This window comes from Arsenicibacter sp. R0_47 (assembly GCF_057652235.1).
The window spans coordinates 35,491-48,037 of the sequence record NZ_JBYFCJ010000042.1 but is presented as its reverse complement, the minus strand read 5'-3'; the positions used below and the strand labels follow the sequence as shown (position 1 = coordinate 48,037).

General features: G+C 51.5%; 12 protein-coding genes. 2 read left to right on the top strand and 10 right to left on the bottom strand.

Annotation, left to right across the window (positions count from 1 at the left end):
- The first annotated feature begins 269 nt into the window (after window positions 1-269).
- Window positions 270-989, top strand: coding sequence for a hypothetical protein (locus tag AC23NW_RS33525; protein ID WP_218964890.1), 720 nt, complete (start codon window positions 270-272; stop codon window positions 987-989).
- A 12-nt stretch (window positions 990-1,001) separates the two neighbouring features.
- Window positions 1,002-1,601, top strand: a complete 600-nt coding sequence (locus AC23NW_RS33520; protein WP_218964889.1) for a hypothetical protein — start codon at window positions 1,002-1,004, stop codon at window positions 1,599-1,601.
- A gap of 25 nt (window positions 1,602-1,626) precedes the next feature.
- Here AC23NW_RS33520 and AC23NW_RS33515 read toward each other — a convergent pair whose 3' ends face one another.
- From AC23NW_RS33515 to AC23NW_RS33470, 10 genes are all read right to left on the bottom strand, one after another.
- Entirely contained in the window at window positions 1,627-4,038 is a 2,412-nt protein-coding gene (locus AC23NW_RS33515) for a TonB-dependent receptor domain-containing protein (protein WP_487454994.1), read from the bottom strand.
- A gap of 143 nt (window positions 4,039-4,181) precedes the next feature.
- Window positions 4,182-4,760 carry a hypothetical protein gene (locus AC23NW_RS33510; protein WP_138507195.1) on the bottom strand — a complete coding sequence of 193 codons (579 nt, stop codon included), beginning with the start codon at window positions 4,758-4,760 and terminating at the stop codon, window positions 4,182-4,184.
- 100 nt (window positions 4,761-4,860) lie between these two features.
- Entirely contained in the window at window positions 4,861-5,220 is a 360-nt protein-coding gene (locus AC23NW_RS33505; RefSeq protein ID WP_143874721.1) for a hypothetical protein, read from the bottom strand.
- A 35-nt stretch (window positions 5,221-5,255) separates the two neighbouring features.
- Window positions 5,256-5,705, bottom strand: a complete 450-nt coding sequence (locus AC23NW_RS33500) for a 5-fold beta-flower protein (RefSeq protein WP_099077268.1) — start codon at window positions 5,703-5,705, stop codon at window positions 5,256-5,258.
- A 259-nt stretch (window positions 5,706-5,964) separates the two neighbouring features.
- Window positions 5,965-7,089, bottom strand: coding sequence for a BamA/TamA family outer membrane protein (locus AC23NW_RS33495; RefSeq protein ID WP_293871839.1), 1,125 nt, complete (start codon window positions 7,087-7,089; stop codon window positions 5,965-5,967).
- Window positions 7,090-7,148: 59 nt separating this feature from the next.
- On the bottom strand, window positions 7,149-7,940 hold the full coding sequence (locus tag AC23NW_RS33490; protein WP_138507197.1) for a PEMT/PEM2 family methyltransferase: 792 nt from the start codon (window positions 7,938-7,940) through the stop codon (window positions 7,149-7,151).
- An 84-nt stretch (window positions 7,941-8,024) separates the two neighbouring features.
- On the bottom strand, window positions 8,025-8,150 hold the full coding sequence (locus tag AC23NW_RS33485; RefSeq protein ID WP_262709547.1) for a hypothetical protein: 126 nt from the start codon (window positions 8,148-8,150) through the stop codon (window positions 8,025-8,027).
- 18 nt (window positions 8,151-8,168) lie between these two features.
- The gene (locus tag AC23NW_RS33480) at window positions 8,169-9,398 is read right to left on the bottom strand and encodes a glycosyltransferase family 87 protein (protein WP_138507198.1); all 1,230 of its coding nucleotides are present in this window, start codon (window positions 9,396-9,398) and stop codon (window positions 8,169-8,171) included.
- Window positions 9,399-9,429: 31 nt separating this feature from the next.
- A complete protein-coding gene (locus AC23NW_RS33475; protein WP_138507199.1) occupies window positions 9,430-10,638 on the bottom strand; it encodes a glycosyltransferase family 61 protein in 1,209 nt (402 codons plus the stop codon).
- Between the two features lie 50 nt (window positions 10,639-10,688).
- Complete coding sequence (locus AC23NW_RS33470; RefSeq protein WP_138507200.1) at window positions 10,689-12,545, bottom strand: efflux RND transporter periplasmic adaptor subunit; 1,857 nt, start codon at window positions 12,543-12,545, stop codon at window positions 10,689-10,691.
- Window positions 12,546-12,547 lie beyond the last annotated feature (2 nt).

Sequence of the window (12,547 nt, the reverse complement as noted above, 5' to 3'; positions counted from 1 at the left end):
GAAAAGCAGTATTATCAAGCTAATTTCAATCACAACTCTCAATCACAAGTGTCCGGCTAAACCGACCCACCTCAGCAAACCATATTTTTGATGTAAAGTGTTTGCATAGTAGAGTTTTCGTTTAACCATCAGAAGTGACGAACGGTCTTGTAGGCTTGTTAAAGTTACCACAAAAAAACATGAGTCATCCCGAATTTTAGGGTCTGACTAAACAAGCGAAAACCTCCTGAACTTTGTGGTCGCCAAACTACAAAACAGGAGGTTTTCTAATGAATACTGCTGCAAAACAAACCAATTCTGAACAAGAATGGCCACAATCCGTGGGCCTTTTTTATCAACAGCGCTTAACCCAGTTTACCCACAGTATCCTGGAGGAGTTAACCACTTTGATAGATGTGCGGTTAGTGCGCACCTTTAGCCAACTTCTGATTACCTTACTGCGCTTTCGGCATCGAAATCAGGGACTGCTATTGAGCGAACTAGGCGAACATCTGCTCTCTGCCCGTCAAGCTCCAGCAGGCACTAAACGAATCTCTAACCTACTCAGAAGTCCTCATTGGAGTCATACCCTGATCCAGACAAGCATTCGTGCCAAAGCCCAGACGTTTTATGAGCAACTTCATCAGCAAGGCCAACGCGTATTGGTGCTCTGGGATGAAAGTGTGATGGAGAAACCAGAGACACTGGCCAGTGAAGATCTGGGGGCTGTTCGCAGTAGTAAAGCCCGCCGACTCAAACGTATTCGACCCGGCTATTTCAATCCACCTGACGGCAAACCGGTTTGTGTGCCCGGTCTGGAATGGGTAGGTATTTTATTGGCAGGGGCCAGCGGAGCCCCCTGCCTGTATGAGTTTGCGTGGTGGACTAGACGGGGTGAACATGCTCGTCAAGGGGCAGATGTGCTCAGTGATATCTTGACGGAACTAACCCATCGTTTTGGTCAGACTGTCTTCCATATCTTTGATCGGGGCTATGCCTCCCAAGCTTGATTAGGAAAGCTATTGACGGCCAATCTGAAAGGTCTGATTCGATGGCAAACCCAATACCGCTTACTCAATCAGGCGGGAGAATTGATAAAGACGTGGGAAATAACCCGTGGCAAACGCTCCGTTGATCATCGGTTAGTCTATGATGCCGTCCACAAGTGTACTCGAAAAACAGGTATTATCTATCAGCCAGTAAGGCATCCCGCTTATCCAGATGTGCCTCTGTATTTGATTGTATCTCGCCCTGGCAAGGGTCGTACCCCTTGGTATTTGCTGACCAACGAAGCCATTAACTCGGTGGAGTCGGCTTGGCAACTGGTCTTTGCCTATGCCCGTCGTTGGCAGATTGAGACCTCCTTCCGCTATACCAAATCGGAGTTGGCCTTAGAATCTCCTCGCTTATGGTTCTGGGAAAACCGCCTTAAGTTAATGATGATCGTGGCTTTGTTATACGCCTTTTTACTCTCCTTACTACGGGCTGAACTTAGTCACTGGCAGCAACTACTCTTACGATTGGGTTGCCACCGAACGGCAAAGCGGTGCCGAGAAGCCTCAGCACCGCTTTATCGGATCCGAATTGCCTTCACCCACTTATGGACTCAAAATTCGGGATGACTCATGTTTCTCCGAGTTACAGTCATTACAACTTAATGCCGACGGTCACGTAAAAATTACGTGCGTCGGCGGGCAGAATACCCGGCCCCGGATACCCCCCAGCCCGCCGGGTAAAGTAGCGTTCATCCGTTAAGTTATTAACCCCTGCTTTAAACAGATATCGCTTCCTCCGAAGCGAGGTCGATACGTCTATTACCTGATACGCCGGAATTGGCCCCGTTTGGGCATTGGCAGTGGCGTTTTCAGTATTATTGGCATCGCTGTACGCTTTGCCCACCCGGTTTAGCAGGGCTGTGAGCGTAAAGGTGCGGTAGGTATAGTTCAAGCCAAAACGGCCAATAAATTGCGGGGCGTTCTCCACAAATTTACGCTGTAGGTTCCCTTCTACGAGTTGACCGTTCGTGACGGTTGCCGTAGGCAAATCCAGGTAGCGGGCATCCGTAAAACCCAGTGAGGTAAACAAACTTATGTACCCCACTTTTGAGCGGCCCGCCAATGCTACTATCGGATCAATTTCGACATAGGCTTCTACGCCCTTACTTACGCTCCGACCCAAATTCGTCCGGAATTGGTAGGGGCGGTTGGCTTCATTCAGGCGGGTCAGGGTGCCAATGCGATTGGCGTAGTTCAAATAATAAACGCCCAGGTCGTAGGTCAGGAATTTACGGTACGCGCCCCGCAAACCGGCATCAATCGTGTAGCCCCGCGCATCCCGCAGATTCGGATCAATCACAAAATCGGTCAGGGCAGCGGGTGTCAGGTCGCCGAACAGCACCGGACGATACGCCTGCGAATAGTTTCCGTAGAACGTAGCAAAATGGGCCAGTTTGTACTCCGTTCCCACACCCAGCAGGGCAAATGATCGGCTGCGTTGTTGGCTGATCTGGTTTTCGGTTTCGTTGGCTGCAAAACTGTAACGTCCTGATACGCTGTTATCAAGTAGTTCAACCCGGATGCCCGGTGTCAGCGTCCAGCGGTCGGTCAACCGGAACAGGTTTTCGGCAAACGCGGCTACGTTCGTCGTCCGCAGGTTGAGCGCACGGGGAAAGGCGGCATCCACCAGTCTCAGGTTGAAGTCCGAGCCGACATCGCCTTTACCCTGCTGTCGGCGGTCGGTGTAGCCGTTAAAATATTTCACCCCCGCCGAGAGAACGTGTCGCCGACCAAGCGCGTTATACTGACTAATCAGCCGCAGCTCGCTTCCCCAGTTCTGATACGTATCGCGGTCGATAGTCCGGTTTGCCAACTGACCGCCCGCAGTGGGTACGTCGGGATTGGTGATGGCATTGACAAAGCCGATCTGATTCCGCTCGCTAAACAGGCCATGTACTTTCAGGTTCAGCTGGGTACGCTCATTTATGGTGTAATCAACCGTAACAGAGGGAACCGTCCAGGGTACGTTGAACCAGTTGCGTGCCCGTGAACTCTGCCGGGCATTCTGGGCGAACTGGCCGTCGGTCAGGCCGCCCGGCTGCTGATTGACGCTGGAAGCCCGCGAAATTTCGGCCCCGATCTTAAGCCGGTTCGTGACTAAATAACTGATCGAGACAAAGCCGTTGAAGATGTTGTAGCGGCTATTTTCACGCCAGCCATCAGCCCGGCGGTAGTCTACGTACCCAAAATACTGCCACCGCCCCGACGTGCCGCCCAACGAGTTATAGGTAGAAAATAACCCGTAGCTGCCTACCGACTGCTGCGATTCGATGGCTATCGGTTTGTCGGTTGCCGGACCTTTCAAAACGTAATTGAGCAAACCGCCGAATTGCGGGCCGTATTGCAGCGAGGCTCCACCCCGAACCAGTTCAATCCGCTCGACGGCCTGCATGGGTGGGTTGTAATACGCTTCGGGATACCCGAAGGGGTCCGAACTGATCTGCACTCCATTCTGCCGGGTGTCAAACTCCCAGGAGCGGTTGGGACTCAGCCCCCGCACGGCCACCCCCACCTGCATACCCGACCCTTCGCTTTCCCAGACCATCACGCCCGGCGTTTTGCTGAATACCTGCCGACTGTTGTTGGTAATCAGGTTAGCATCCAGCGCACCCAGGTTAATGACTTCTGTTTTCTTACCGGCAAAAATGGCATTGTGGCCCACTTCGGGCAAAACTTCCCGCTCACGTAATCCTCTGGCGGCAATGACTTTGACCTCCTGAAGTTCCTGTATGCTTTCCTGAATGGTGATCGTCAGGCTGGTGATTTGCTCATCGGTAACGTTGACGGTCTGCTCGTTGGTTTGCAGGCCCACGCCCGATACGACCAGCACATACTGCCCCCGAACAAGGTTTGTGAACTGGTAGAAGCCTTTCTGATTGGTACTTACCTGGCGAATGGTTCCTTTGAGTGCTACGGTAACCCCCTCAGCGCGTTGACCATTAGGGTCCAGCACAAAGCCCTGGAGCACACCCGATGGTTTACCGTCGTCGGCTCTCGCTGCCATTCCAGTAAAAAGAAAAATTGACAGGATTAGGGCACGTATAAGAAGTTGCATAGTTTTATTTAGACTGATTCAAAACTATGCAAAGGTATATGCCATTCTGCAACAAACAAACTTCTTTAGAAATATTCTAAACAACTCTCGGCTTATTGACTTTCTTTAAGCAGCCAGTTAATCTTCGTCATACGGTGCAAGGGATCGTAAACCGATAAATCGCCACCGTTGCTGAACTGAGCATCAAGTCGGTCGTGATAGGCATGATTTTCCGGAAAAGCCCGTTTCAGGGTTTCAACCGTAAGCTCCTGGAGCGGAGCACCTGCGTCTTTGCTAAAAAATAGTTTTGTATATCCGGGCTGTTTGGCTATGGGTGGCCGTACCAGTTTGTAAATCAATATAGGTTCGCCCGGATTGAGGATGGGGTAGTGGTCGTTCTCAGACACAAACCGGTAGCTCTGCCCGGCACAATCGCGAAATCCATACAGGCTATCTTTAGCGTATTGATACGACTGCCTCTGATGAATGATCGTCACATAAGGCTTTCCGATGAACTCGTGCAGCCGTAGTTTATGTTTTTGCGCCCGGCAGTCAACGGCCAGCATTAATTCATTCCGTCTGAAATCTTCAGCCGAACGAAATAAACCGCCCGGCATACTGGCATTCGATTGAGCCTGTGTCAAATCAGGCGAACTTAAATACAGGAGCGATATAAGTAAAACATTACGCATGGCTACGACCGTAGATTGGTTACGTAGCAAATGTATGGGAAGAATTAGGACCTTAAGGTGATCCTACTCACGTATAAGGCTGATTGTGATTAGTTGTTGATTAACCGACGGGGTCTGCCGCATCTTTGCCCTCTTCAACGTGTAGCGTAAAGACCGTTGTGAGGACTGAGAGGTGATGGGAAAATTGAACCCTTGCCTGATAAGTGCCTGCTTCCGGGAACGTAAACAGTTTGGCTAATCCCATGGCACTAGCTTCCAGCAGAAGTATAAAAGGTTTAGCAAGATATTCGGACGTGATAGTAACCTGTGCGTCTACTATATCCGCCAGTTCTGCCGTATCCGCTTCGTTGTTTTGTTGAATGTTGACCTGCATAAACACAGGCCGACCTGTTTGCCACCGGCCGTGGTGCAGACTAAGTTTTACTACGTAGCCTTCGACAACGTTAATTAGCGAATACATATGGCAAATTCTTCCTCCCAGCAAACCCGCAAAGCTCAATGCTTCATTTTACTGTGGTCAGGCTTATTTTTCATCCCGGCCTGAAAGCAGTGGAGGGCGCAAGCACTACCTTTCAGGCTGTCGTGAACATTGCCTACTACGTTCCCCTTGGCATCAATCAGGTCGCAAGTATCGTCCGGCCTGTCTTTTAGAGTAAATACGAGTCCGCCGGTTTCGTTGTAAAAGCTCATGCCATCTTTCGCCATGCGACCCAACAGTTTGCCGTTTGCATCAACCATTGTTCCGTCAGCCTTCAGAAAGGCAATCTTTTTTCCTTTGGCATCCTGAATGATGCCTTCCTTTGATACTGTGCCTACCGTAATGCCATTTTGTTGAATTTGACCAGAACTGGTCAAAATATGGCCTTTATAATCCTTGACGGGCTGCTGCGCCTGAGCAAGAAACGGCGTTAGCAACAAGAGGGTGAGGGCGACGAATCTCATCATTTTTGTGTATATTTTTTTTTGTAGCAAATTAGGAAAAAAAGCATAGATGGCAAATATTATTTTTTAGATGTGGTAAAGTTATGATTATATATTTTAATATTAATACTATGTAAAATAATATTCTGTAAAACGAAAGTTTTCAGATGGTGTTAAGACCATCTGAATAATGAGGATTTCAAAATGCATCCAACATACGTATATACAGGTTAACCGTCTTGTTTGAATTGATAGCCAGATCGGTACGCAGGTAAACCTGCTTTTATCGATTCAGTAGCACACGCATTCCTACCCCGCCAGCGTAACGAGTAGTCGCAAGGGAAAAATCGGTAACGTGTTCGGCCACACCACCCAACGCAGCAAAAGCGGCTGCTAGCAGAAAACGGTTCAGGGTACGCCGGTACTCGGCCTGGGCCGACCAAAGCTGCCGGTCAAGATACCGGCCCTGCACAAAGCCGCGTAACATAGTTGGCCCTCCCAGTTTGGGCAACTCCCGCAGCGGAATAGTTCCCGTTGTGAACTGCCCAACGGCTTGCAGACCAACCATATTTTTCGCATTCAGCGGTACGTACCGGCGCAAATCAACAGACTGTTCAGTGTAATCGAACTGACTACCGAATTTGTGGCTATACATCTGAAAGGCCCACTCAGCGTACCAGCCCCGCGTCGGGCTGAACGGGTTATCCCGGTAATCAGCCAATAGGGTTGGCCCCAGGGCCGACACCACACTGCCCTGACTGCCCGGCAACGATTCGTGCAGGGGCTGGCCCTGACTCAACTGCACGTTTTGCGTGTTAGAATAATAGTAGCTGAGGCCCGCGAAAAAACGCCCTTTTACTCGTCGCCAGAACCGATGTTGCACGTACCAACGTTGATAACTTAACACGTAGAACTCGCGCTCATTCAGGGTTTGATTGCCTACGCCCCAATAATCTTCCGAAAAATCAACGTAGCCGCCCCGCCCCCGCATTACGTACCGTTCAGCCGCGCCATAGGTATTCCATACACCCTCTGCGGCCAGTTGCCGACGGGTGCTGTAAAGAACATGAACGAAGGCGTATGAATCGCGGGTACGTCGATTGAGCGAGTCGAGCCGTTGCCAGTACCGGCTGTGAAAGCGGGGTTTATCAGCTCGCCCCGTCCCTGCGTTGTAAAAGTAATCGAGAGTGATGCCGCCTTTCACGCCAATTTCCGGCCCCGACTGTAATACGGGTAGCGGCACAAAGCGCAACGGGCGGCTCGTCAGCGAATCAGGATGCAGTTTGCGCCAGAACGAAGAACGTGGCTGTGCCTGCACGGAAGACAGCACGACTTGCCCAAACAGAATCAGCAGGCCAAACAGGCGGGGCCAACACGCAGAGACTGGAAGCAAGCAAACCGGTTGCATATGGGTGTTGATTGACAAGTTAGTACGGAAAACACTCAATCTTCAAGCCCTGAAATCAGCTAATTCACTGACAAAGCACTGATGCCAAACGTTCGCTTCATAAAAGGACGCTCGACAACGTAGTAAAAACCAAACACCAACAATTGATTAAGAGCCGCGAAGAGGAGGCCATAAAATGAGTGGTAGTACAAGGCAATTCCGTACACCTGAAGCTGTCCGACTCCATACATAGGATTGGCTAAATACCGGTAAGGGCCTCTGACGACAAAACCGCCAACGGCGCGGCCCAGAAACATATACTTCCAGTAATACACCGGCAGGCCCACCACCAACGCAGACCAAATCTTCACAGCCGTACCGGTGAAAATCAACACTATCGCCAGAATCGTAATTATGGAGTCCATTGACTGAAATGCAGGGAGTGTACTCGCCGTTTGCTGGCTGATATGCGTTAATGCCAGGCCATTATGAAAAAAAGCAAATGCAAACAGGCCCTCAAATGCTCTGAACGCTTTTTCTTCGCCTTTCGCCCCAATCCAGTTAAGGCGAAGTCCATGCTGCGGCAAAACACTACTTATCAAACCGAGATAGAGCAGCATCGACAGCATAACGTATGCTACGCAAAACCAGAGGTCAGTTAGGTCAGGAAGCCCATACCAGGCCCAGCCTAACGATACACCCATAACCAACGCACGACGCCAACTCAATCGGTCCAGGATGAAACCGGAGATACCAAGTGTTACGTAAAGAAGATTACCCGGTGAGTACAACCCCGCCCTTGTCTGCTCTACCTGCCAGCAACAACTAAATTGACCGGCAGAACGGTTGGCGTTGTTTATTGATTCGTTCATAATCCGGTGGTTTTATATGTTTATTGGCAATCTTTTACATGGGATACCTTCACACGTAAAAAGCAGGAGACCACCCGTAAACGGTTAGCTGAACTGACTCCAGGCCGCCAGCAATAGCATACCGGCGATTACGGCGTAAAGCAGCCAGTTCAGGTACGTTCGCCAGCTTGGTGTTGGCTGCTTATCACCTGTTTTACAGCATTCTTTCATTGCACTACTGGGATATGACTACCGGTTAACATGGTTCCGGGCTTGAATAAGCCGCGCATTGACAACAGCCGCAACTCCAAATAAGAATAAGACCAGATAGGTAATCAGGCTGAAGCCCTGAACGTAGTCAGACAAACGACCTCCCAACAGATCGCTGGTCATCAGCCCAACGGCGATGCTTACGACGGTCATTACTTTTCTCAGCCTGAACAGGCTTAGTTCGGTCAGGTACTGATACAATCCTGCTACAACGGGAAGGAGCGTAACATGATGGCCTTCCCACGACACGCCGGCCACAAGAAGTATTGTCAGGTACGTTAGGAGCAGTACCGGAAGGGCCGCCTGCCGACGGGTTTTCCAGGCGAAATAGTACGTGATGCCCACCAGGGCAAGGCGAACAATCAGACTGATTTTATTCACTAGGGCCAACTGCCATTCCGCGATGTGATACCGAATGCCGTTAATGTCGGGATGGGCCGTCAACAGTTTCGATAACGTAGCGGAAATGCCAAATGCAATCCAGTCGGTATATACCCGTCCTTCGAGTAAGAATGGCCGGAACACAACATACCAGTAATCGAGATAATCCTGAATGCCCTGCGCAACGCCCCGTTGCAGAAAGACAAGCAACGCAAAAAGCAGGCTGTAGCCACCGACCTTCCATAAGGTAGAAACAGGACGACGAATCAGCAGAACGACGACCAGCAAAATCGGCATCACTTTAACCCACATAGCCAGTGTGAGCAGCAGCAGGCCCAGGTTTTCCCGTCCGCGCACGTAACTATATAGCCCACCAACGCTCAGCAGGGCTACCCCCTCGTTGACGTTCACCCAAATAATGTTATGCCAATAGTATCGGATTGTGGCGATGACGGCGATGAGCAGGGCGGTTCGCGTAAAGCGGTTGGGGGAAAAATGTACCAACAACAGGTACGTTAGTCCGATTAGGCCCAGCCAAGCGGCAAAATTGAAAAAAGTAAATAGCCCAGTGGCAACCGGAAAAGGGAAAATAGCCAGTAGCTGAAACAGCCACGCTGCAACGGGCGGATAGATGTATTCCTGAGCACCCGGTATTGGCTCGTATAAAGGGGTGTCGGCCATGAATTTCAGGCCAGCCGCCCAGAAAATATACGGATCACCGTGTTCATCCTGCGTGTAGGCTTCGCGAATGGAAAAAACTATAGCCAGTATAAAGAAAGCCAGCAGAACGTACCAGAATCGGCGGGCAAGGGTAGAAAGAGATTGCATTCGTTACGGTAGTTGGTGGTGGACAGGGTACTTACGTACCCAGCATTTTTTTCAGGCACTGCTCTATCTCCGGGATAGACACCGTTATATCGTCTTCGAGGCCCCGCGTCCAATTTCCGGGATGAGCTTCTCCCTGAAAATAAGCCGCATACCGCATACTAAGTACGTTGGCTAAATAGCGAAAAAAGTCGGGGTAATAGGTGGGTGCGAAAAGCTCCAGCAGTTGCGTTCCTGGCTGGCACCAGATCAGGTTGCTGAACGACGCGCCATGTGGCCCTACAATGAAATCAGCATCCCGATAAATGGCCGCCTGTTCCGTAACAGAACGGGGTACATCGTCAATAATCTGAAATTCATACTGGTTGAGTAGCTGAATTAGCGCGGCTTCGTTTGTGATTCGGCGTCGGCAGTTCCGGCTGATATAGATGCGCTTTCTGCGCGTGTCGGGGGCCGGAAGCTGCGGTAGTATATACGTTCGGAGCGCGTTTATATCCGCCAGATTCGGGTAGAACCAGTGGCCGGCATTAGCTACGATACACTCCCTGAATTGTACGCTGGTTTTGCGCGTATCAATAAGTTGATGTGCTTCAACACCCAGTAAAGCCATGAAATCACGCTCGTAGGCAGTTCCAAATTGGGGGTACGCTACGGTTGCATTACGAAATACCGCTTCGGGCAGCACGCCCTTGATGCGGGCCAGTTTTGCCGCTACCAAAAACACAAAATCATAATACCCACCCCAAATAATACCGTCCAGATAGTGGCTCCAGGGAGCGATCACGGTCTGTACGGTTATCGACTGCCGACGTTGCCGATGGAGTACGTTTTGGTAAAAATCGTCGGTATTGATGTCCGTACAAGGTATGTTTCGCTCGGTCAGCACACTGCCGTAGGGGCGCAGTTCGGCCCCTGCCGCAGGGGTCTTGTACCGCCAGACCGAAACGGGTTCAGTTTCGGTCTGAGTCTGGGGGTAATAGACTTTGGAGGGATCAATCAGGTCAACGACCTCCTCCATGCATAGCGCATTGGCCGGGTAGGTTACTAAGCTATAGGGTCGGAGGAAAGCTTCGGTCTGCTCTTTATCCAGAAACTGGTAACCCGCCAGACGATACCCTACCCGGACTCCTTTCCTCAGCACAAGCCTACTTAGTTGAATGAATTGCTGACGGACACGTTTTACGCGCTTCGTCCAGGAGGTATGCACCGCCACGGGTTTCACCGGGAGCAAGTCAGTAGGCATAGTGATGGAGTACAAATGGGGTTAAATTGGGAGTTCATGATAGTTCCCGATTAGGGGATAACTTCCTTTGTCTCGCCACAGGTCAACATTTGATCGCCGAAGTATGGGTTGCGAATGGGCTTTTTGTCGCTAAGCCAATAACTGCCTTTGTTATTCAGGGCCATTGGGCAGAACTGACGATACACGGGTTTATCGGTCACGCCAAACGCTTTGATACTCCGGTACAATCCTTCTTCAAACTGAGCATAAGCCGTTCGTTGCTTTTCCAGGTCAGTAGTCATGTTAAGGGCTTTTAAGGCAGCATTCATGGTGTTCAGGTAGGTCATCCAGTCGGTATGAGCTGCACCCGAAAGCAACATCATATCCACACCCGCTAAGGCTTTTCCGACCCCTCCCGCCAGCGTTTTGGCCTGTTCCGAATTCGCGCCGATCAAGGCTTCGGTCAACTTCAGCGAAGTTTCATAGACAATTGTCAACTGCTTTATAAAGGTGTGCGGGGCTTTATGGCTTTTGGGAATAGTGGCAGCATTGGCTACGGACCGGGCCGCTGGTGCGGTGGGGTTGCTTTCCAGAGTGGGGGTCGATTTCACACCTTCTTCAACTTCGGCAGTAATGGGGTTAATACCCTTTTTAAGAATCAGTTCGCTGTACAGCAGATAGGCCCCCGACATTGCTACCTGTTCATCACCATTTAGCCCGTTGGTAATGGACACCTGCTGATCCGTTTCGGTACCGGTCTGTACCCGGCGGGGCTGAAAAACCGACCCATCGGGCTGTCCCTGACCCGTCTGCACGAACACGACCGCTCCCTGTCCGGCCCGCACCACGGCATCGGCCGGCAGCGTCAGCCCGCGCTGTACGCCGTGCCGAAGCAACACCCGTGCCTGCTGGCCGGGCTGGAACCGCCCCCCTGGATTGGGCATTACCGCCCGCATCACCAGTACCTGACTACCGGCCCGGTATTCGGGGTTAATAAACGTCACCCGCGCATTCATCGTCGGACTGGTTTCATAGCCCACCACCTGTACGGGCACCCGGTCGCCAACCTTCACAAACCGGGCTTCACCCGCATACAACTCGGCTTCGACCCAAAGCTGGCCCAGGTTAGCCAAACGATACAGCAACGCCCCTTCACCCACGTACTGCCCCTCACTGGCGGCAATCTCCGTAACGGTGCCACCTGCCGGTGCCACAAATGGAATACGCGGTTGCACGTTCCGGGTTTTGGCTAACCCGGTAATCTGTTCAGCGGTCATGCCATACAGCCGAAGTTTCTGTTCGGCAGCCCGCCGGAAGTCTTCATAGCGCGGCTCGTTCAGTTCTTCGGCCTGCCGAAGGGCTAACAGGTATTCCTGCTGCTGAGTAAGCAGGGGTTCGCTGTATATTTCATATAATACCTGCCCTTTGCGGATGGGCTGACCCGTCTCTTTCACGTAGAGCCGCTCGATTCGGCCCACTACCCGGCTGCTGATGACATCCGTTTGCTGCTGATCGGCGGCAAGCCGGGCGTTCAGTACGGTACTGTTGCCAATATTGCCCGATGCTACCGGCTGAACCATCACGTTGGCAAGCTGCATCTGGCTTTCGCTGAGCATAATCTCGGTGGCTATTTCGCCGGTCTTCGCCACGGGCACCAAATCCATGCCACAAATGGGGCAGGAGCCGGGCTTGTCCTGCACAATTTGCGGGTGCATGGGGCAGGTGTACGTAATTTTTTCCGCCCCGTCCGGCCCGTGATTATGGCCACTATGGTCGTCGCTGGCGGCTACCGCTGCGGAATCGGCCTGGTCATTGTCGGTCTTTTCGCCCGACTGGCAGGCGGCATTCAGCACCAGCATCAGCAGGAAAGACCAGCGCAGCCCGGCTGATCGCAGCCCGGCCCAACCATATTTCTTTTGTTTCAGCATGG

Excerpts from the sequence above, each read along its gene's own strand:
- AC23NW_RS33525 (WP_218964890.1), top strand. The coding sequence starts at position 270 with ATGAATACTGCTGCAAAACAAACCAATTCTGAACAAGAATGGCCACAA.
- AC23NW_RS33515 (WP_487454994.1), bottom strand. The coding sequence starts at position 4,038 with ATGGCAGCGAGAGCCGACGACGGTAAACCATCGGGTGTGCTCCAGGGC.
- AC23NW_RS33510 (WP_138507195.1), bottom strand. The coding sequence starts at position 4,760 with ATGCGTAATGTTTTACTTATATCGCTCCTGTATTTAAGTTCGCCTGAT.
- AC23NW_RS33505 (WP_143874721.1), bottom strand. The coding sequence starts at position 5,220 with ATGTATTCGCTAATTAACGTTGTCGAAGGCTACGTAGTAAAACTTAGT.
- AC23NW_RS33500 (WP_099077268.1), bottom strand. The coding sequence starts at position 5,705 with ATGATGAGATTCGTCGCCCTCACCCTCTTGTTGCTAACGCCGTTTCTT.
- AC23NW_RS33495 (WP_293871839.1), bottom strand. The coding sequence starts at position 7,089 with ATGCAACCGGTTTGCTTGCTTCCAGTCTCTGCGTGTTGGCCCCGCCTG.
- AC23NW_RS33490 (WP_138507197.1), bottom strand. The coding sequence starts at position 7,940 with ATGAACGAATCAATAAACAACGCCAACCGTTCTGCCGGTCAATTTAGT.
- AC23NW_RS33485 (WP_262709547.1), bottom strand. The coding sequence starts at position 8,150 with ATGAAAGAATGCTGTAAAACAGGTGATAAGCAGCCAACACCAAGCTGG.
- AC23NW_RS33480 (WP_138507198.1), bottom strand. The coding sequence starts at position 9,398 with ATGCAATCTCTTTCTACCCTTGCCCGCCGATTCTGGTACGTTCTGCTG.
- AC23NW_RS33475 (WP_138507199.1), bottom strand. The coding sequence starts at position 10,638 with ATGCCTACTGACTTGCTCCCGGTGAAACCCGTGGCGGTGCATACCTCC.
- AC23NW_RS33470 (WP_138507200.1), bottom strand. The coding sequence starts at position 12,545 with ATGCTGAAACAAAAGAAATATGGTTGGGCCGGGCTGCGATCAGCCGGG.